Source organism: Caenispirillum salinarum (genome assembly GCF_044803115.1).
In the GTDB taxonomy this organism is placed as follows: Bacteria; Pseudomonadota; Alphaproteobacteria; order Rhodospirillales; family Rhodospirillaceae; genus Caenispirillum; species Caenispirillum salinarum_A.
Genome location: NZ_CP085224.1, coordinates 2,303,242 through 2,322,423 on the forward strand (window position 1 = coordinate 2,303,242; position 19,182 = coordinate 2,322,423).

Here is a 19,182-nt window from a genome sequence, read left to right on the forward strand (position 1 = left end):
GAAGGCGCCGAAATCCTTGGTTTTTAGGGCTTCTGCGGCTAGAATCCGGCCATGCCTTCCGCACCGTCTTCCCAGCTTCCCGACGACGTCGAGGCCCTGCGGGCGATCATCGCCGCGCAGGCCGAGGAACTGGCCGCGGCCAGGGCCGGCCTGACCGCCAAGGCGCTGGAAGTCGAGAAGCTGAAGGTGCAACTCGCCCGCCTGCGGCGGATGACGTTCGGGCGATCGTCGGAGAAGCTGTCCCGCGAGATCGAACAGCTCGAACTGGCCCTGGAGGACCTGGAGGCCGAAGCGGCCGAAGCGGCCGAAGCAGAGGATGAAGCGCCGCCGGAGCCGACCGAGGCCGACGCCCCGGACCAGCCTGCCGCGCGCCGTCGCCGCGCCCTACCGGAGCATCTGCCGCGCGACGAGGTCCGTCATGATCCCGCCGACGACTGCCCGGCCTGCGGCGGCGCCATGCGCACGGTGGGCGAGGACGTGACCGAGATCCTCGACTACGTGCCCGGCCGTTTCCGGGTGATCCGCCATGTCCGTCCGGCGCTGTCGTGCCGGACGTGCGAGAGCATGGTGCAGACGCCGATGCCGTCCCTGCCGGTGGCGCGCGGCCTGCCGTCGCCGGCCCTGCTGTCGCATGTCCTGGTGTCGAAATACTGCGACCACCTGCCGCTGTACCGCCAGAGCCAGATCTACGCCCGCGAGGGCGTGACCGAACGCCGGAATGGCGCCTTGGTCCGCCTGATGCCAGATCTACGCCCGCGAGGGCGTGACGCTGCCCCGGGCGCTGCTGGCGGGCTGGGTCGGCAGGACGGCCGCCCTGGTGGCGCCGCTGGTCGAGGCGATTGGCCGCCACGTGCGCGCCGGCGACGCCTTGCACGCCGACGACACGCCGGTGCCGGTGCTCAGCCCGGGCGCCGGCAAGACCCGGCAGGCGCGACAATGGGTCTATCTGCGCGACGAACGTCCCCATGCCGGCCCGGCGCCGCCGGCCGTGCTTTACCGCTACACGCCCGACCGCAAGGGCATCCATCCGCAGACCGAGTTGCAGGGCTTTCGCGGCCTTCTGCACGCCGACGGCTATGCCGGTTTCAACAAGCTGTACGAGCCGGGAGAGGACGGCGTCGCGTCCGTGCAGGAGGTGGCATGCTGGGCCCATGTGCGGCGCAAGATCCACGACGTCCATGCGGCGACCGGATCACCCATCGCCGCCCGGGCCCTGGAGCTGATCGGCGCGTTGTTCGACGCCGAGCGTCGGATCACCGGCCGCCCGGCCGACGAGCGCCTGCGCGTGCGCCAGGCACAGAGCCTGCCCCGGCTGGAGGCGGTGAAGACCTTCTTCGACACCAGCCTCCGCAAGCTGCCGGGCAAGAGCGATCTGGCGGCCGCCTTGCGATACGCCCTGACGCGCTGGCCGGCGCTGACCCGCTACGCGGGCGATGGCCGCTGCGAGATCAGCAACAACGCCGCCGAACGCGCTATCCGCCCGCTGGCCCTGGGCCGGAAGAACTACCTCTTCGCTGGCTCCGACGCCGGCGGCCACCGGGCAGCGGCCGTCTACACGCTGATCGAGACCGCGAGGCTCAACGGCCTCGACCCGCAGATCTATCTCACCCAGGTGCTGACCCGCATCGCCGACCACCCAATCAACCGCATCGACGACCTGCTGCCATGGAACATCGGGCAGCCGCAGGACGACCAGAAGGCTGCCTGACCGTCAACAGGCGGCCGCCGCAGCCGCTGGAAGACGCTTACTTCATGTCGAGGAACTCGTCGGGATCTTCAAACCGTCTCGTTTCTATGGCGGTGCTCATGTCGGATCTCTCCATTGGCGGGGTGGGTGTTGGTTCCAGCATCGTGCGGCTCATGCCTCTACCGCCACCGTCGGCGGATCGGAGCGCGGTGTCGCCGGCGCCACGTTCTGGTTCTGGCGGAACAGATTGCCCGGGTCCCACGCGGCCTTGAGGGCGGCCAGCCGCTGGTAGTTCGCACCGTAGGCGCCGCGAACCCGGTCCTCGTCGGCGGGGATGAAGTTGACGTAGACGCCGCCGGTGGAAAATCGCGCGGTCGCGTCGAAGAAGGCGCGGGCCCAGGCGACGCAGCCGGCGTCGTCGGCCGGCTCGTCCCAGCGCGTGTGGACGTTCATCACATAGGCCGCGTCCCGGTGCGGATAGGCGGTGGCATCACTGGCGGGCCGCGAGGCCGCGCCGCCCAATTGCGCGATGAAGATCTCGCTTTGCGGCGACGGCAACTGCCCCGCGTTGTCCACCAGCAGGTCGATCAGGCCGTCTTCGAGGGCGGTGAAGTTGTGCGACTTCCAGTAGTTGCGGGCGCCCGGCGCCAGCAGGGGGTCGAACGCCGCCTGCCAGGCCGTGAAAGGCATGGCGCCGACATGCGTCCCCACCGGCGTGCCCAAGCCAAGCAGCGGTGCCACGTCCCGCTCGGCCTGCTCCGTCGGACCGCTGTGGCACAGGGCGAACACGAGCACCGGCGTGCCGTGAACCTCCGGCGGCAGGAAGGGCAGGGGCGGCGCGCTCCGCATGACCACCCACACCGTCAACTCGTCGGGCGCCGCCGCCGCCAGATCGCGGTACCGGCGCAGCAGGTCCGGCGCCTGTGAAAGGGGGTGCACGACCAGGCCTGCCAGGACCTCCGGGCCCACCGGATGCAGCCTGAAGTCAAAGGCCGTGACGATGCCGAGGTTGCCGCCGCCGCCGCACAGGCCCCAGAACAGCTCCGGGTGGTGATCCGCGTCGACCCGCAGGCGACCGCCGTCGGCGGTGACCATCTCGGCACCCGCCAGGGAGTCCACGGTCATGCCGAGCGACCGGCTGAGCCAGCCGAACCCGCCGCCGAGGGTCAGCCCCGCGACACCGGTGGTCGAGTTGATGCCGAGCGGAACGGCAAGGCCATGCGCCTGGGCCTCGCGGTCCAGGTCGGAAAGCAGTGCGCCCGGTTCAACGCGCGCGGTCCGCGCCTCCGGGTCGACCTGCACTGAGCGCATGAGCGACAGGTCGATCACCAGACCGCCGTCGCACATGGCGGACCCCGCAATGTTGTGGCCGCCGCCGCGCACGGCGGTCAGCAGCCGGTGCTCGGCGGCGAAGCGCACGCACGCCATGACGTCGGCGGTGCCCAGGCAGCGGGCGATGACGGCGGGGCGGCGGTCGATCATGCCGTTCCAGATTTGCCGGACATCGTCGTAGCCCGCGCTCTGCGGTGTGAGCACCGGGCCGCGCAGGCCGGTTTCCAAGGCCGCCAGTGCCGGGGCGTCCAGGACGAAAGCGGGGCCGTCGAGGGTTGCGATCCTATCGGGTTTCATCGTGCATCTCCGCGGGACGGTTGAAAGGTCGTCCGCATGCACAATGGACATACCCGACAAAAGCGCTCAAGTTCTGGAACTGTACCGCATCGGGACTTTCTCAAAGCGGACCAGGGAGGGCCTTGTCGTGACAGCCCAGTCCTACGGACAGTTCTGCCCCGTTGCCATGGCGGCGGAAATCCTGTGCCGGCGTTGGACAATGGTCGTCCTGCGCGAACTTATCGCCGGCAGCACGCGCTTCAACGAGTTGCGCCGGGGCCTGTCGCGCATGTCGCCGGCGCTCCTGTCGACGCGCCTGAAGGAACTGGAGGAGGCGGGGCTGATCGAGCGCGTTACGCTCGGCCGGCCCGAGGTGCATCACTATCACCTGACGGAGGCGGGACGCGACCTGCGGCCGGTGGTGGAGGCCATGGGCCTGTGGGGCCAGCGCTGGGTCCAGACGGAGCCCAGCCTGCACAACATCGAACCCGGTCTTCTGATGTGGGACATGCGGCGCAACCTCGACTGCTCGCCGATGCCAAGGCAGCGTTGCGTGATAGAATTCCTGTATCCCGAGTTGCGGCAAACGCGAAGGCATTGGTGGCTTATCGTCAATGACGGCGAGGTGGACCTGTGTTCCATCGATCCGGGCCTCGACGTCGACCTCTACGTCGTCACCGATCTCCGGACCATGACACGCATCTGGATGGGGCTGAGTAGTGTCCGATCGGCGATGGACGACGGCACCATGGACGTGTCGGGCGACCCGCGGCTTGCCGAGTCCATGGCTGCATGGCTCGGCCTGAGCCCCTTCGCGCGAGAGCCCAAGCGCGTCGTGTAGGCTGCGGATGGGCGCGATTGGCGGCGGTGCACCGGGTCAAAAACCCAGCGCTCCACGGCGCAGCCAATCATGCACGAAGGTCAGCTTGCGGAGTGCGACATCTGAAAGCACGAAGGGGTAGAGGTCCGACAGCCCCATGGAGCGGTTGACGTGATTGACCCCGGCCACAAGGTTTGCCGCCACGCCGATCAGGCGCATGGCGTCCGGTTCCGAATAGGGGTCCCAGCCCCGTCCCGGAAGGTCCGGGGAAGACAGGCCCGCCGCCGTGAAGCTGTCGGTTATGTCGGTCAGGTGCAGCAGGTGCGCGGCGGTCTCGGCCCAGTCCTCATGCGGATGCGCCGAGGCGTAGCTTGTCAGGTAGCTCGACTTCCAGGCGGGCGGGGGACCTTCGTGGTAGTGGCGCTGAAGTGCCGCGCCATAATCCGCCCGCTCGTCTCCGAACATGGATCGAAAAGCGGCGATGAAGTCTTCGCGCAGGCTGAGCCGCCACCAGAGCATGTGCGAGATCTCGTGGCGCATGTGGCCGATCATGGTGCGGTAGGGCTCTTCCAGCGCCTCGCGGCGGGTGACGCGCAAAACCGGATCGACTTCGGCGACGCTGATGGTCACCGTGCCCGCGACGTGCCCCATGGGCACGGGGGTCGCGCCTTCGGCAAGCATGTGGAAGACGGGAGGCGCCCCCGGGTCCTCGGGACGGAACCAGTGCCACCGGCCGAGATTGTCGAGCACCCACCGTTTCGCAGCCTCCGTCTCGGCCCAGTTGGGGATGGCATTGGGGATGGAGGTGTCCGGAGCCAGCGCGGTCATGGCGCAGGATCGGCAGAAGGCCCCCTGTTTCGGAGCAATCCAGTTGCAGCCGATGACCTCCCGGTTCGCGCAGAAAGGCGGCGTCGCCAGAAAAGCCCGTGCTTGGGGGTCATAGGCAACCGGGATGCCCTCGGCCGTGGCGAGGTTGTTGAACCAGAGCGAGCCGGAACCGACGGGGTTGGAGAAAACGCGCATGCTGTGGGACTCCGAAAGGCGGCGGCGCCTGGATGAGCGAAATTCGGAAGGTGAGGATTTCCATGCCCGCTGCCGGCGCTTCAACACGCGCCAGTTCGCACGGATCGATTCTCTAAAAAGACGCTCCGCTGCCAACGGCGTTGCAGAAAGAGGAGCAGTCGTGATTTTCTCCCCGCGGCGCGACCCTGGGGTACGCCAAATAACCGACTGCCGTACAAGGACGAGAAGCCCCGAAACCCCTGCGTTCCGGCGCCATTTCGGGCTTTCTTACCCTTCCCGGAGGGGCAAAATGGCACCGAAAGGCTTCCATTTCTTGGAAAATGGGCTTAGTTGTATACGAAGAAGCTGCGGCCCAGTCGTGTCGCCGATGCCACAAGCGTGCCGTCGGACATGATCCTGAACGGCACCGTGGTGAACAATAACAAGTCGCGCTGGCACGCCGCCGGCGCCCGCCAGGGAGGCGGTTCACAGTAGGAGAGGTAAGGAGGAGGGCGCCTTATGCCGCCATCTGAACAGACGGACGTTCTCGAACCGGCGCGCGACGGTGCGGCAGGGTCGACGGACGCCGCGTTCGTATCGTTCCGCGACGTGCAGAAAAGCTACGACGGCGAAACGCTCGTCGTGAAAGGCTTCAACCTGGACATCGCGAAGGGGGAGTTCATCACGCTCCTCGGGCCGTCCGGGTCGGGCAAGACTACCTGCCTGATGATGACGGCGGGCTTCGAGGTCCCCACCCACGGGGACATCCTGCTCAAGGGCACGCCCATCAACTCGATGCCGCCGCACAAGCGCGGCCTGGGCATCGTTTTCCAGAATTACGCGCTGTTCCCGCACATGACGGTGGCCGAAAACCTGGCATTCCCGCTGGAGGTCCGCAGCCTTCCCAAGGCCGAGCGCGCCGCCAAGGTGCAGCGGGCGCTGGAGATGGTGCGCCTGGGCTCCTTCGGCGACCGCCGCCCGGCTCAGCTTTCCGGCGGCCAGCAGCAGCGCGTGGCGCTGGCCCGCGCCCTGGTGTTCGAGCCCGACGTGGTCCTGATGGACGAACCGCTGGGCGCGCTGGACAAGAACCTGCGCGAGGAAATGCAGTTCGAGATCAAGCACATCCATGAAAACCTGGGTGTGACCATGATCTACGTCACGCACGACCAGTCGGAAGCGCTGACCATGTCGGACCGCATCGCGGTGTTCAACGACGGCGTGGTGCAGCAGCTGGCGACGCCGGAGGAGCTTTACGAGCGCCCCTCCAACGCCTTCGTCGCCCGCTTCATCGGCGAGAACAACACCCTTGTGGGTGACGTGATCGAGATGGACGGCGCCGCCGGCAAGTGCGTCGTCAAGGTCGACGGCGGGGCCGAGATCAAGGCGCTGGCGGTCAACGTCAGCAAGACGGGCGAACGCTCCACGCTGTCCCTGCGCCCCGAGCGCGTGGTCATCGACCCCGAGCCGGGATCGCTGCCCAACATCTTCGAGGCGGACGTGGAGGAGGTCATCTACCTGGGTGACCACCACCGCACGCGCGTCAACGTGCTCGGCAACCGCGAATTCGTCGTCAAGACGCCCAACGCCGCCAACGTTCGCCCGCACCGCCGCGGCGAGCGGATCACGGTGGGCTGGGGGCTTGAGGACTGCCGCGCCCTCGACGCCTGAGGCGCGCGCATCCGTTCAAGCGTTCGCGCGCGGGTTCCCACCCGAAAAGCTGTCAACAAGGGAACCCGCGCGGACCGGAACGGGGGCGCGGCGCGGTCAGTCGCGTCGCTCCCCCTTTACGAGGCCAGGGTGGTCCCGCACCCGTGCGGATTCCGCCTGGCGATTCAAGAAGGACAGGGAGACCTTCATCTCATGAAGAAGAGCACTCTTCTCAAGACCGTTGCCGCCGGTGCCGTCACCGCCGTCGCTTTCGGCGCGACCACCGCTGCCAACGCCGAAACCCTGAACATCGTTTCCTGGGGCGGTGCCTACACGATGAGCCAGCAGAAGGCTTATCACGAGCCCTGGATGGAAAAGACCGGCGACGAGATCATCAACATCGACAAGTCGGGCAACGCCCTGTCGGGCCTGCGCGCCCAGACCATGGCCGGCAACGTGACCTGGGACCTGGTCGACATGCTGCCGGCCGACGCCCTGGTGGCTTGCGCCGAGGGCATGATCGAGCCGATCCCCCACGACGAACTGCTGGCCGACGCGCCGGACGGCACCCCGCCGAGCGAGGACTTCATCGAGGGCTCGCTGACCGAATGCTTCATTCCGCAGATCGTCTACTCGAACATCGTCGCCTTCAACACCGAGATGTTCCCGAAGGACAAGCAGCCGGACAGCATCGACGACGTGTTCAACCTGGAAGACTATCCGGGCAAGCGCACGCTCATGAAGAAGCCCATCAACAACATGGAATGGGCGCTGATGGCCGACGGCGTGCCGGCCGACGAGGTCTACGACATGCTGGAGACCGAGGAGGGCGTCGCGCGCGCCTTTGCCAAGCTGGACACCATCAAGGACCAGGTGATCTGGTGGGAAGAGGGCGCCCAGCCGCCGCAGCTGCTGGCTGACAAGGAAGTGGCCTTCGGCTCCGCCTACAACGGCCGCATCTTCAACGCCGCGGTGAACGAGGGCCAGCCCTTCGAGATCATCTGGGACGGCCAGGTGTTCGAGCTGGACGGCTGGGTCGTGCCGACCGGCAAGCTGGACAAGGTGAAGGACTACCTGCACTTCGCCACCGACACCCAGCGCCTGGCCGACCAGGCCAAGTACATCTCCTACGGTCCGGCCCGCAACTCCTCGGCCAAGCTGGTGTCGACCCACGCCGAAACCGGCATCGACATGAAGCCGCACATGCCGACCTACGGGCCCAACTTCGAGAACGCGCTGCCGAAGAACGACGCGTTCTGGGCCGACAACATCGATGAGCTGACCGAGCGCTTCAACGCCTGGCTGGCGCAGTAAGGCGGCTTTCGGGGCCCGCGCCGCTCCGCCGTCCGCCCGCCTGTCCGTCCGTCCCGTGCCGCCCGTTTCGGGGGTGCGCGGCGGGCGGGACGGGGCGGCGCGAGCCCGCCGTCTTACGTGTTTGCTTGAGATCCTGGGAGGCATTCGGTGTCGACGATCTCCAGCGGGCCGAGGCCCGCCGACTACCCAAACCGCCGACCGGAGGAAGCGGTCGCCGAACCGGCGGTGATGACCACCGCCGACGGCACGCCGCTCAAGGTCAGCCTGAGCCGCAAGTTGCGGCGGAGCAAGATCAAGGCGATGCTTCTGGTGGCGCCCTTGTTCGTGTTCCTTGTGGTGTCCTTCGTGATGCCCATTTTCGACATGCTCACGCGGTCGGTTTCCAATCCCGAGGTGCCGACGGAATTGTCGCGCACGGTGGAGGCCATTCAGGCGTGGGACGGGCAGGGGCTGCCGCCCGATGCCGTGTACGCCGCCGTCTTCCAGGACATCAAGGAAGGCGCGCAGAACCGGTCCATCGGCCGCGTCGCGACCCGCCTGAACTACGAGGAGTCCGGCGCCCGCTCGCTCATCATGAAGACGGCGCGCAACGCCCGGAACGCCGAGATGCCGGCGGACCCCAAGGCGTTCCTCATCGACGTGGACGACGACTGGGGCGACCCCGCCATCTGGCACGTCATCCAGCGCGAGTCCGACCCTTACACGCTGTCGTACTACCTGGCCGCGCTCGACCTCGAATACAACGAGGCCGGGGAGATCGTCGAGAAGCCGGAGTACATGCAGCTTTACGTGGATCTGTTCATCCGGACCCTGTGGATGAGTCTGCTCATCACGTTCCTGACGCTGCTGCTGGGTTACCCCGTCGCATTCCTGCTGGCGAACCTGCCCATGCGCATCTCCAACCTGCTGATGATCATGGTGCTGCTGCCGTTCTGGACCAGCCTGCTGGTGCGCACCACCACCTGGATCGCCATCCTGCAGAGCCAAGGCGTGCTCAACGACATGATGGTCGCGGTCGGGCTCATATCCGACGACGGCCGGTTGCAGTTGATCCACAACCAGACCGGCACGATCATCGCCATGACGCACATCCTGCTGCCGTTCATGATCCTGCCGCTGTATTCGGTCATGAAGACCATCCCGCCAAGCTACATCCGCGCGGCGCGGTCCATGGGTGCGTCGCAGTTGTACGCCTTCCGCCGCGTCTACTTCCCGCAGACGCTGGCCGGCATCGGTGCGGGCGGCATTCTGGTCTTCATCCTGTCCATCGGCTACTACATCACGCCGGCCCTGGTCGGCGGCCAGTCCGGCCGGTTCATCACCAACTTCATCGCCTACCACATGCAGCAGTCCCTCAACTGGGGTCTGGCAGCGGCGATCGCGTCCATTCTGCTGGGGGCGGTGGTCATCCTGTACCTGCTGTATAACCGCCTTGTCGGCGTCGACAACATGAAGCTGGGGTAGAACCATGGCCGTACCCGCAAACGCAACAACACCCGAAAAGGCCTGGTACTACATCTTCCGGGTCCTGTGTGCCCTGATCTTCCTGTTCCTGATCGGGCCGATCCTCGTCATCATTCCACTCAGCTTCAACGCCGAGCCGTACTTCACTTTCACCGACGCGATGCTGAGTTTCGACGCGGCGGGGTATAGCCTGCGGTGGTACGAGGACTTCTTCACCTCCGACGAGTGGCTGCGGTCTATCCGCAACAGTTTCATTGTCGCGATCTTCGCCACCATCCTGGCGACCGTGCTGGGCACGATTGCCGCGCTGGGGCTGTCCAGCCGGTTCATGCCCTATCGCAGCCTGGTAATGGCGATCCTGATCTCGCCGATGATCGTGCCGCTCATCATTTCGGCCGCCGCCATGTTCTTTTTCTACTCGAAGATCGAACTGGCGCAGACCTTCGTCGGCGTGATCCTGGCGCACACGGCGCTCGGCATCCCCTTCGTGGTCATCACCGTCACGGCGACCCTGACGGGCTTCGACCATACGCTGACGCGGGCCTCGGCCTCGCTGGGAGCGAACCCCACGCGCACGTTCTTCCGCGTGATCCTGCCGCTGGTGACGCCGGGCGTGATCTCCGGCGCCCTGTTCGCCTTCATCACCAGCTTCGACGAGGTGGTGGTGGTGCTGTTCCTGGCGGGGCCGGAGCAGAAGACCATTCCCATCCAGATGTGGTCAGGCATTCGCGAGCAGATCAGTCCGACCATCCTGGCCGTGGCGACGCTCTTGGTGCTGCTGTCCATCACGCTGCTGACGCTGGTGGAGCTGCTGCGCCGCCGCTCCGAGCGTCTGCGCGGGATGACGCCGGGATGATCCTTCATTATCAGCGCTCTCGACGATTCTTTTGAAGCGGCGGTTAAGCCGGGCCGGTCCTTAAGGGGCCGGCCCGATGCCGTTTCGGGCTCGCTAGGCGCCTTGTGGAGCAGCAAAAACTTGAGCGTGGTCAACATATTACGAGAAAGTGCGAAGAAGGGTCGTTACCACTCGTTGCGCAGGGCGAACTTTCCCGCTACCATCCCTCGGGGCTGACGGCATGCGTTAAACGGATTTCTGCGAGGTTGGGGATCAATGGTCTGGACCGACGAGCGGATCGAGCTTCTCAAGACCCTGTGGGGCGAGGGGCTGACCACGGGGGAAATTGGCAAGCGTCTCGGTGTTTCCAAGAACGCGGTGGTCGGCAAGGCCCACCGGCTTGGCTTGAAGGGGCGTCCGTCGCCCATCAAGCGCACGCGCAAGGCCGCCAAGCCTGAAAAGCCCGAAAAACCGGCGCAGCCGACGCCCGCCATCATGGAATTGCAGGGGCCGACCTGCCGCTGGCCCTTCGGTGACCCGCGGGAGCCTGGCTTCCACTTCTGCGGTGCCCGGGCGATCCCCGGCAAGCCCTATTGCAGCGAGCACGCCGCCGTCGCCTACGTCAATTCCAGCAAGAGCAAGGCCGAGGAGACCGCCGCCTGACATCCCGCCGTTGGTGGGAAAGGCGGCTTTTTCGTGTCCGGGGGCGAGGGGTGCCTTCGCCCGACCGGTGGTTATCGGCAGGAAAGAGCCATCGGCAAGAAAGACAAGCCGGTTCCGGTGACGGGGCCGGCTTTTCTGGTCGGTGCTGTGGACCGCAGGCTGCGGACGCCGGCTCAGGGCCGCACGTCCAGTTCTCCGCCGCTCCACCGCGCCCGGAACATCTGGGCGGCGACCAGCCCCACCAGCGCCATTCCCGTCATCGCCAGGAAGGCGCCGCCGCCGAAGCGTTCGTACAGCGAGCCGGAGGCCGCCATGGCAATCGCCATCGCCACGCCCAGCCCCAGCGAGGCGTAGATCCCCTGTGCCCGGCCCGAGTAGACTCCGGGCACGGCGCGGGCGATGACGTGCATGGCGCCCAGGTGCGTGGCGGCGAAGGTGAGGGCGTGCAGGGTCTGCGCCGGCACCAGGATCCAGGGATCGGTGGTGACGGCCAGAACGCTCCACCGCACCAGGCCGCCGACTGCGCCCAGCAGGATCAGCACGCCCGGCCCCAGGGCGGCGACGACGCGGTTGCCGAAGGCGAACAGGCAGACCTCGGCGATCACCCCGACGGCCCACAGGATGCCGATCAACCCGTCGTCCAGTCCCGCCCCGCGCCAGTGCAGGGTCGCGAAGCCGTAGTAGACGGCATGGCTCGCCTGGATGATCGACGCCGAGACGAGGAAGGTGATGAACGCCGGATGCCGCAACAGCGGCCAGACGGGCGGCGGCGGCCCCGTATCGTCGCCGGCGCGGGTGCGTACGTCGGGCAGCATCAGCGTAGCGGCCCACGTCAGGACGACGCAGCCGATGATCGCCCAGAGGATGGCGTCGGCGGCGTAGATGCCGAGCAGTCGCCCGCCCAGCATGGAGGCGGCGATGAAGGTCAGCGATCCCCACAGGCGGATGCGGCCGTAATCCAGGCCCTTGCGCTCGTAGACCGTGAGCAGGGTGAGGTTTTCCGAAAGCGGCATCAGCGCCCACAGGCTGGCGCCGGTGAGCAGGCTCAGGCCCAGCAGCGGCCAGAAGCCTTCCGCCGGGACGAACAGCAGGAACGCCACGACGCTTACGGCGGCCAGTCCGATCATCAGGCCGCGCCGCTGCCCCGTGGCGTCGACCACGCGGCCGGCCAGCGGATTGCCCAGCACCTTGGCCCACGTCATGGCGCCCAGCAGGATGCCGATTTCGCCCGGCCCCATGCCGCGCGATTCCAGCCACACCGGCCAGTAGGGCATGTGGAAGCCGATCACCGAGAACAGGGCGCCGTAGAGCATCGACAGCCGCAGCGCCGCCGGCAGGCGTGAGCGCAGACGCGGGGCTTGCGCGTTGGTTTCTGGCGGAGGAGGTGGGGCCGTCATGGGGCTGTTTCGGCTCGCGGAAAGGCATCCGGCGGAAAGAGCGCATCCTGGCGCGGGGGACCCATATGCGCAAGACCGTGTTTCTGTTGTGAAGACGGCGGCTTGGCGATAGCATCCGCACCGCTTTCCCAGTCACCAGCGCAAGGAAATTCCCCCGATGTCTGGTTCCAGCCCTTATTCCCACGACCTGGACAAGAACGACGCCAACTTCGTCGCCCTGACGCCGATCCAGTTCCTGGAACGCGCCGCCCTCGTGTGGCCGGACCGCCCGGCGGTGGTCCACGGCGCGCGCCGCTACACCTGGAAGCAGACCATGGAGCGCGCCAAGCGTCTGGGCTCGGCCCTGTCCAAGCGCGGCATCGGGCCCGGCGACACGGTCGCCGTCATGGCGGCCAACACGCCGGAACTGTACGAGGCCCACTTCGGCATCCCCATGACGGGTGCGGTCATCAACGCGCTCAACATCCGCCTGGACGCCGAGGCCATCGCCTTCATCCTGGACCATGGCGAGGCGAAATTCGTCATCACCGACCGCGAGTTCAGCCGCACCATGAAGGAAGCGCTGGAAAAGCTGGGCCGCGACATCCCCGTCATCGACATCGATGACAGCGAGGCGGACGACGTCGGTGAGCTGATCGGCGAGAAGACCTACGAGGCCCTGCTGGAAGAGGGCGAGCCGGACTACGCCTGGCGCTGGCCGCAGGACGAGTGGGAGGCTATCGCGCTCAACTACACGTCCGGCACCACCGGCAACCCCAAGGGCGTCGTCTACCATCACCGCGGGGCCTACCTGAACGCCATGTCCAACGTGGTGACCTGGAGCATGCCGCCCCACGCCACGTACTTGTGGACGCTGCCCATGTTCCACTGCAACGGCTGGTGCTTCCCCTGGACCCTGGCGATCATCGGCGGCACCTCGGTGTGCCTGCGCAAGGTGACGGCCAAGAACATCTTCGACGCCATTGCCGACGAGAAGGTGACCCACTTCTGCGGCGCGCCCATCGTCATGGGCTTCATCGTCAATGCCAAGGACAGCGACAAGCGCCAGTTCGACCAGAAGGTCAACGTCATGACCGCCGCCGCGCCGCCGCCGGCCAGCGTGCTGGAGCGCATGCAGCGCGAGGGCTTCAACGTCACCCACGTCTATGGACTGACGGAAACCTACGGCCCCGCCACCGTCTGCGCCTGGAAGGAGGAGTGGAACGACCTGTCCATCGAGGAGCAGGCCGCCCGCAAGTCCCGCCAGGGCGTGCGCTACGTGGTGCAGGAAGGCCTGACGGTCATGGATCCCGAGACCATGCAGGAAACCCCGGCCGACGGCGAAACCATCGGCGAGGTGATGATGCGCGGCAACATCACCATGAAGGGCTACCTGAAGAACCCCAAGGCCAGCCAGGAAGCCTTCGCCGGCGGCTGGTTCCACACGGGCGACCTGGGCGTCATGCACGATGACGGCTACATCCAGCTGAAGGACCGCTCCAAGGACATCATCATCTCGGGCGGCGAGAACATTTCGTCCATCGAGGTGGAGGGCGTGCTGCACAAGCACCCCGCCGTCAACGCCGCCGCCGTCGTCGCCAAGCCTGACGACAAGTGGGGCGAGACCCCGCTGGCCTATGTGGAGCTGTGCGAGGGCCAGGTGGTCTCGGCCGAGGACCTGATCGCGTTCTGCCGCGAGCACCTGGCGCACTTCAAGTGCCCGCGCGAGGTCCGCTTCGTGGAACTGCCGAAGACCTCGACCGGCAAGATCCAGAAGTTCGTCCTGCGCAGCATGGCCAAGGGCGGACAGGCCGGCGCGTAACTAACCGGCCGGCTTTCCGGCTGCGCCGGAATGGTACTGCGAGGGAGGCGTCGGCCTCCCTCGCGTCCTTTTACCTGCTAGCCGCCCGCCACCGCCGCCACGGCGACCTTGCGCCCGCTGCCGTCGGCCTTCAGCGTAAAGCCGAGCGTCTCGTACTGTTCGTCCAGCAGCGGGCCGCCGTACTCCGGGGCGTCCAGCCAGTGGCCGACGAAGCGGTCGATGTCCGCCGCCGTCACCTGCGTGCCGCAGCCGCCGCAGCGGCCGACGGCAAGGAACACGCGGCCACCGCCCATCGAGCTGCCGACCCGGGGCGCCTCCAGGCTGCTCGGCTTGAAGCCGGACAGGTCGTCGGGCACCTGGTCCGCCACGGCGGCCGAGAGGTCGGAGGCCAGCGTCAGGGGCTCCACGCCTTTCTCCCGTCGTGCCGTGTTGATCCGCTCCAGCGCCAAACGGGCGGCTTCCTCGGGCGTTACGGGGGCCGCCGCATCGGCATCGGCGGGCACTGCAACGCCCGGCCCGGCAAAGGTCTGCACCGCCACCAGGCCGTCGCGGTCGTCGTCGGGGACCAGGACGTAGCCGAAGCGGCGGACGCCCGGATGCAGGATGTTCCGCCGGTGGCTCGGGCTGTCCATCCAGTCCCTGTGGAAGGAGCGGACGTGTTCCGCCGTCGGCTCGGGCCCGCAGCCGGCACAGCGGCCGATGTTCTCCGCCACCATCTTGGCCTCGGTGCCGCCCGCCTCCAGATAGCGCTCCAGGGCCGTGCCGCCGCCGGGGGCGCGGTGGGCGAAATACCCCTGGTCGGCCATGTCGGTGGCGTGGGCGCGGGCCGCCTCGTTCAGCGGCTCGGTCAGGGTCAGCGCGGGGAGGTCGTGCTCGGCGCGGCTCTGGTTAACCTGGTCCAGCGCCAGGGCGCGCAGGTCGGCGTCCGCCGCAAGGGCAGGGCAGGCGAGGACGGCGGACAGGGCGAGCGCGGCAAGCGCGCGAATAGGCGGCATCATGCGAAGAAAGACGCGCGAGCGCCGCGCCCGGATGCGCTCAACCGGCGGTGACGACGCGCTGGCTGGAGCGTCCGGGCTGGCCGCTCAGGCTGAACTTGGACACGTCCTGCGCCGGTTTGCCGAAGAACCATCCCTGGCCGTAGCCGATGCCCAGCTCGCGCAGCAGCCACATGGTGTCTGCGTCTTCCACCATTTCGCCGATGCATTGCATGCCCAGGTCGCGGCACAGGCCCGAGATGGCCCGCAGGAAGGGCCGCCCGTGGCGGGTGTGGAAGGCATCGCGGATGTAGCTGCCGTCGATCTTGACGTAATCCACCTCCAGCGCCTTCAGGTAGGGAAAGGCGGCCGCGCCGGCACCAAAGTCGTCGATGCACACCCCGCAACCCATGGAGCGGAACTTGCGGATCACCTGGTTGGCGCGCGGCAGGTCGGTCATCTCGTGGCTTTCGGTGACCTCGAACAGCAGCCGGGGCAGCAGGTGCTCGTGTTGCTTCATCATCTTGAACAGGTCGGAGACGAAGGCGTTGCTCTGCATCGACCGGCCCGACAGGTTCACCGCCAGCCGGGCGCCCGAGCGGATGCCCCGGTTGGTGGTGAGGATGGAAAAGGCCTTCTTCATGACGGCCATGTCCATTTCCTCCACCACGCCGAATTCCTCGGCGAAGCCGATCAGGCGGGCGGGGGGGATGAGCTTCTCGCCGTTGTTGATGCGGGCGAGCGCCTCGTAGTGGTGCACCTGCCAACTGGCGATGTCGACGATGGGCTGGAACACCAGCGCCAGGTTCTCGCCGCCCACCGCGCGCCGGAAGGTGGCGACCTTGCCCAGAGTTTCCTCCATCGCCTGCTTGTAGCCCGCCGACAGCGAGTCCAGCTCCAGGTCCGCGCCCTGCTTGGCGAAGGAGTTCATGGTGTAGACCAGCGCCTTGGACAGGTCGTCCTCGGACAGCTCGTCGGCGTCGATGGCCACCGTGGCCGCGTTGATCTCCAGCGGCTTGGCGGCAGGGTCGAAAACCGACAGCATGTCGTTGAGCTTCTGGCTGATCTCGTCGCCGTTCAGCGCACCGTCGTGCAGCACGCCGACCGACCCGTCCTCCAGTCGCCCGACGCCGTCGCCGTCCACCGACCAGGCGCGCAGGTAGTCCATGACCGAGCCCATGAACTGTTCAGCCCGTTCCGCCGGCAGGCTGTCGGCAAGCTTGTCGGGGGTCAGGTCCAGCAGCGTGAGCTGGCTGTCGTCGGCCGAGCCGCCGCGAATCTTTTCAGACAGGCGGTTCGCGAAGTCCTCAACCGAAACCGCCGCGCTCACGTCCTCCTCGGGCTCCAGCGCGTCGCGGCCGCGCAGGGGCGACAGGGCCAGATAGGTGGCGTTGGGTGTCTCGGGCAGAATGATGGCCGAAACCGTCAGCCTGCGCTCCTCGCCCTCGGGCGGCTTGAAGCGCAGGGGAATCCGATCCAGCCGCCCGGTGCGGCGCAGGCGGACCATCATCTCGTCGAACGTCAGGATGTCGCGGTCGCCGATCAGGTCGTGGATCGGGGTTCTGCGCAGGGTCTTCGCATCGCATCCGATGACGGAGTCGACGGTGCCGGCGCAATAGCAGATGACCCCGTCGGCATCCAACTCCACCAGGACGTCATTGCCGGCGAAGGCGAAGGCGATAAACCGAGACCGCTGGGCCTTGAGCCGTTCGATCTCTTCATTGGTCGTCATCCAAAGTCCCCCTGGTCTGCCGGACCCACATTGGTCCCCCCGACATCCCGTTTTGCTGCGCTTATTAATGAAACTGTGTTGGGTTTCCGGCCAAAAGGCAAGCCCGACGCCCATTTGGCGCAGGCATAGGACCTTCGACCAGACAAACGGCAAGCCCTTCATCGCAAACAAAAATGCTTAAGCGGGTTATGGCGCTGACCGGGAACCGGGGGTTGTTCCGCCGGCGTCTTGGCGGGATGGCAAGGGACGTCCCATTCATAATCGTATGGTTGTGAAATTATTTTCAGCGCAACCGCCTTCACTGTCTGGTTGCTGCGATGCAGCGTCGTCCCCTATACTTCCGTCGGAGTGGGGTTGGGTTCACCGGATGGAGGGTGAACTAATGAAGCACAGCGCGACCGGCGGCGACGCCCTATCGCTGATCAGCATCTACGAGATCAGCAAGATCCTCGGCTCGTCCCTGGACCTCGAGAAAACGCTGCACGATGTGCTGAACCTGCTGTCGTCGTACCTTCAGATGCGGCGCGGCGTGGTGGCCTTGGGGGGCGAGGGCGGCAAGGACATCCGCATCCTGGCGGCGTCCGGCCTGTCGCGGCGGGCGGTAATGGACGGCCAGTGCGGTTTCCCGCCGGCAGTCATCGACCGCGTCATCGGATCGGGCGTCCCCATGGTGGTGGGCAACGCCGTCACCGACCCGGCCTTCGAGGACTACCTGTCCCATGCGGATGCCGAGGCCGGCGACGTGATCTCCGTGATTGCGGTGCCCATCAAGATTAACGGCGAGTCGGCCGGCCTGCTGTCCATCGAGCGGGAATGGGAATCCGACCTCCAGTTCAAGTTCGAGACGGACGTGCGTTTCCTGACCATGGTCGCGAACCTGATCGGCCAGACCGTGCGCCTGCACCATTCCGTCGCCAACGACCGCGACCGCCTGATGCGCGAGAAGGTGGCGCTGGAAAAGCGCCTGCGCGAGGACCTTCAGGGGGTGGACGGCGAGGACCTCGCCATCGGTGACAGCAAGGCCATGCGCCGCGTCTTCGCCGAAATCGCGCAGGTCGCGCCCACGAAGTCCACCGTCCTCCTGCGCGGCGAGAGCGGCACCGGCAAGGAACTGATCGCCCGCGCGGTTCACACCCTCAGCCCGCGCGTCGACAAGCCGTTCATCAAGGTCAACTGCGCGGCGCTGCCGGAGACGCTGCTGGAAAGCGAGCTGTTCGGGCACGAAAAGGGCGCTTTCACCGGTGCGACGCAGGACCGCAAGGGCCGGTTCGAGCAGGCCGCCGGCGGCACGCTGTTCCTCGACGAGATTGGCGAGATCAGCGCCTCGTTCCAGGCCAAGCTGCTGCGTGTGCTGCAGGAAGGGGAGTTCGAGAGGGTCGGCGGCAACAAGACCCTGCACGTGGACTTCCGCCTGGTCTGCGCCACCAACAAGAACCTGGAGGCCGCCGTGGCGGCGGGCGAGTTCCGGGCGGACCTCTATTACCGCATCAACGTGGTGCCCGTCTTCCTGCCGCCCCTGCGCGACCGGAAAGAGGACATCCCGGCGCTGGTGGACCACTTCCTCGCCCGCTTCAACGAGGAAAACGGCCGCAGCCTCGACATCGCGCCCGAGGCCATGGGCGTCTTTCAGCACTGCCATTTCCCCGGCAATGTCCGGGAGCTTGAAAACTGCGTGAACCGCGTCGCCACCATGACCCGCGGCGACGTGATCGAGGACGTGGACCTGCCGTGCCAGCGCGACCAGTGCCTGTCGTCGGTCCTCTGGCAGGAGCGGGCGGACGCCGCCGGCATGCCTGTGGGCGGCATGGCGCCCATGGAAACCCGCCGGCAGCGCGTTCCCCTGAGCGCGGTTTCCGGCGGCCGTCCGACGTCAGCGGGGGAGGCGCCGATGCGCCGTTCCTCCCCAGCCGCCGCCGTGCCGCCGGTCGTGCCGGCGGAGCCCTCGCCCGACGACCACCTGCTGGACGACGACTATGAAGACGGCGGCGGGCTCACCCCGCGCGAGCGCCTTGTGGCGGCCATGGAGAAGTCGGGCTGGGTGCAGGCGAAGGCGGCCCGTATGCTGGGCCTGACACCGCGCCAGATCGGCTACGCCCTGAAAAAGTACAATATCGAGGTCAAGCGGCTCTGACCGACAGCCCCGTGCGATTTCCGACGGCCGGGCCATGTGTCCGGCCGTTCGCGTTGGAAGGGGCGGACGCATGTCGTGCTTGTCGGGGTTGCGACAGCCGTGTCACG

14 protein-coding genes and 1 pseudogene are annotated in these 19,182 nt (G+C 67.0%); 10 read left to right on the top strand and 5 right to left on the bottom strand.

The window, feature by feature from the left end; genetic code table 11:
• The first annotated feature begins 51 nt into the window (after window positions 1-51).
• Window positions 52-1,708: pseudogene (tnpC, locus tag LG334_RS10550) on the top strand (IS66 family transposase).
• A gap of 150 nt (window positions 1,709-1,858) precedes the next feature.
• Here the strand turns inward: tnpC and LG334_RS10555 are convergent.
• Window positions 1,859-3,316, bottom strand: coding sequence for an FAD-binding oxidoreductase (locus tag LG334_RS10555; protein ID WP_404385885.1), 1,458 nt, complete (start codon window positions 3,314-3,316; stop codon window positions 1,859-1,861).
• A 127-nt stretch (window positions 3,317-3,443) separates the two neighbouring features.
• Between LG334_RS10555 and LG334_RS10560 the strand changes: the two genes are divergently transcribed.
• Entirely contained in the window at window positions 3,444-4,136 is a 693-nt protein-coding gene (locus LG334_RS10560; RefSeq protein ID WP_404385887.1) for a winged helix-turn-helix transcriptional regulator, read from the top strand.
• Window positions 4,137-4,172: 36 nt separating this feature from the next.
• Here the strand turns inward: LG334_RS10560 and LG334_RS10565 are convergent, their stop codons facing one another.
• Window positions 4,173-5,138, bottom strand: a complete 966-nt coding sequence (locus LG334_RS10565; protein ID WP_404385889.1) for a putative zinc-binding metallopeptidase — start codon at window positions 5,136-5,138, stop codon at window positions 4,173-4,175.
• A 330-nt stretch (window positions 5,139-5,468) separates the two neighbouring features.
• On the opposite strand from LG334_RS10565, the gene LG334_RS10570 reads away from it, so the two are divergent.
• From LG334_RS10570 to LG334_RS10595, 6 genes are all read left to right on the top strand, one after another.
• Window positions 5,469-5,612: a hypothetical protein gene (locus LG334_RS10570; RefSeq protein WP_404385891.1), complete on the top strand. Its 144-nt coding sequence runs from the start codon at window positions 5,469-5,471 to the stop codon at window positions 5,610-5,612.
• 24 nt (window positions 5,613-5,636) lie between these two features.
• Window positions 5,637-6,785: an ABC transporter ATP-binding protein gene (locus LG334_RS10575; RefSeq protein WP_404385893.1), complete on the top strand. Its 1,149-nt coding sequence runs from the start codon at window positions 5,637-5,639 to the stop codon at window positions 6,783-6,785.
• Window positions 6,786-6,977: 192 nt separating this feature from the next.
• Window positions 6,978-8,078, top strand: a complete 1,101-nt coding sequence (locus LG334_RS10580) for an extracellular solute-binding protein (RefSeq protein ID WP_404385895.1) — start codon at window positions 6,978-6,980, stop codon at window positions 8,076-8,078.
• A 147-nt stretch (window positions 8,079-8,225) separates the two neighbouring features.
• On the top strand, window positions 8,226-9,542 hold the full coding sequence (locus tag LG334_RS10585; RefSeq protein WP_404385897.1) for an ABC transporter permease: 1,317 nt from the start codon (window positions 8,226-8,228) through the stop codon (window positions 9,540-9,542).
• 4 nt (window positions 9,543-9,546) lie between these two features.
• Complete coding sequence (locus tag LG334_RS10590) at window positions 9,547-10,398, top strand: ABC transporter permease (protein ID WP_404385899.1); 852 nt, start codon at window positions 9,547-9,549, stop codon at window positions 10,396-10,398.
• A gap of 255 nt (window positions 10,399-10,653) precedes the next feature.
• Window positions 10,654-11,040, top strand: a complete 387-nt coding sequence (locus tag LG334_RS10595) for a GcrA family cell cycle regulator (protein ID WP_404385901.1) — start codon at window positions 10,654-10,656, stop codon at window positions 11,038-11,040.
• 173 nt (window positions 11,041-11,213) lie between these two features.
• Here LG334_RS10595 and LG334_RS10600 read toward each other — a convergent pair whose 3' ends face one another.
• On the bottom strand, window positions 11,214-12,437 hold the full coding sequence (locus tag LG334_RS10600; protein WP_404385903.1) for an MFS transporter: 1,224 nt from the start codon (window positions 12,435-12,437) through the stop codon (window positions 11,214-11,216).
• 157 nt (window positions 12,438-12,594) lie between these two features.
• Here LG334_RS10600 and LG334_RS10605 point away from each other — a divergent pair, with 157 nt between their 5' ends.
• Window positions 12,595-14,238 carry an acyl-CoA synthetase gene (locus tag LG334_RS10605; RefSeq protein ID WP_404385905.1) on the top strand — a complete coding sequence of 548 codons (1,644 nt, stop codon included), beginning with the start codon at window positions 12,595-12,597 and terminating at the stop codon, window positions 14,236-14,238.
• Between the two features lie 77 nt (window positions 14,239-14,315).
• Here the strand turns inward: LG334_RS10605 and LG334_RS10610 are convergent, their stop codons facing one another.
• Both LG334_RS10610 and LG334_RS10615 read right to left on the bottom strand, forming a co-directional pair.
• Window positions 14,316-15,236 (bottom strand): CAP domain-containing protein, encoded by a 921-nt coding sequence (locus LG334_RS10610; protein WP_404385907.1) that lies wholly within the window; start codon window positions 15,234-15,236, stop codon window positions 14,316-14,318.
• A 37-nt stretch (window positions 15,237-15,273) separates the two neighbouring features.
• Window positions 15,274-16,944: an EAL domain-containing protein gene (locus LG334_RS10615; protein ID WP_404385909.1), complete on the bottom strand. Its 1,671-nt coding sequence runs from the start codon at window positions 16,942-16,944 to the stop codon at window positions 15,274-15,276.
• A gap of 382 nt (window positions 16,945-17,326) precedes the next feature.
• Here LG334_RS10615 and nifA point away from each other — a divergent pair, with 382 nt between their 5' ends.
• A complete protein-coding gene (nifA, locus tag LG334_RS10620; RefSeq protein ID WP_404385911.1) occupies window positions 17,327-19,075 on the top strand; it encodes a nif-specific transcriptional activator NifA in 1,749 nt (582 codons plus the stop codon).
• Window positions 19,076-19,182: the final 107 nt, after the last annotated feature.

Bases quoted from the DNA above. Each gene is read 5' to 3' on its own strand.
- LG334_RS10565 (WP_404385889.1), bottom strand. From the start codon at position 5,138: ATGCGCGTTTTCTCCAACCCCGTCGGTTCCGGCTCGCTCTGGTTCAAC.
- LG334_RS10580 (WP_404385895.1), top strand. From the start codon at position 6,978: ATGAAGAAGAGCACTCTTCTCAAGACCGTTGCCGCCGGTGCCGTCACC.
- LG334_RS10555 (WP_404385885.1), bottom strand. From the start codon at position 3,316: ATGAAACCCGATAGGATCGCAACCCTCGACGGCCCCGCTTTCGTCCTG.
- LG334_RS10600 (WP_404385903.1), bottom strand. From the start codon at position 12,437: ATGACGGCCCCACCTCCTCCGCCAGAAACCAACGCGCAAGCCCCGCGT.
- LG334_RS10575 (WP_404385893.1), top strand. From the start codon at position 5,637: ATGCCGCCATCTGAACAGACGGACGTTCTCGAACCGGCGCGCGACGGT.
- LG334_RS10590 (WP_404385899.1), top strand. From the start codon at position 9,547: ATGGCCGTACCCGCAAACGCAACAACACCCGAAAAGGCCTGGTACTAC.
- LG334_RS10610 (WP_404385907.1), bottom strand. From the start codon at position 15,236: ATGATGCCGCCTATTCGCGCGCTTGCCGCGCTCGCCCTGTCCGCCGTC.
- LG334_RS10605 (WP_404385905.1), top strand. From the start codon at position 12,595: ATGTCTGGTTCCAGCCCTTATTCCCACGACCTGGACAAGAACGACGCC.
- nifA (WP_404385911.1), top strand. From the start codon at position 17,327: ATGAAGCACAGCGCGACCGGCGGCGACGCCCTATCGCTGATCAGCATC.
- LG334_RS10595 (WP_404385901.1), top strand. From the start codon at position 10,654: ATGGTCTGGACCGACGAGCGGATCGAGCTTCTCAAGACCCTGTGGGGC.
- LG334_RS10615 (WP_404385909.1), bottom strand. From the start codon at position 16,944: ATGACGACCAATGAAGAGATCGAACGGCTCAAGGCCCAGCGGTCTCGG.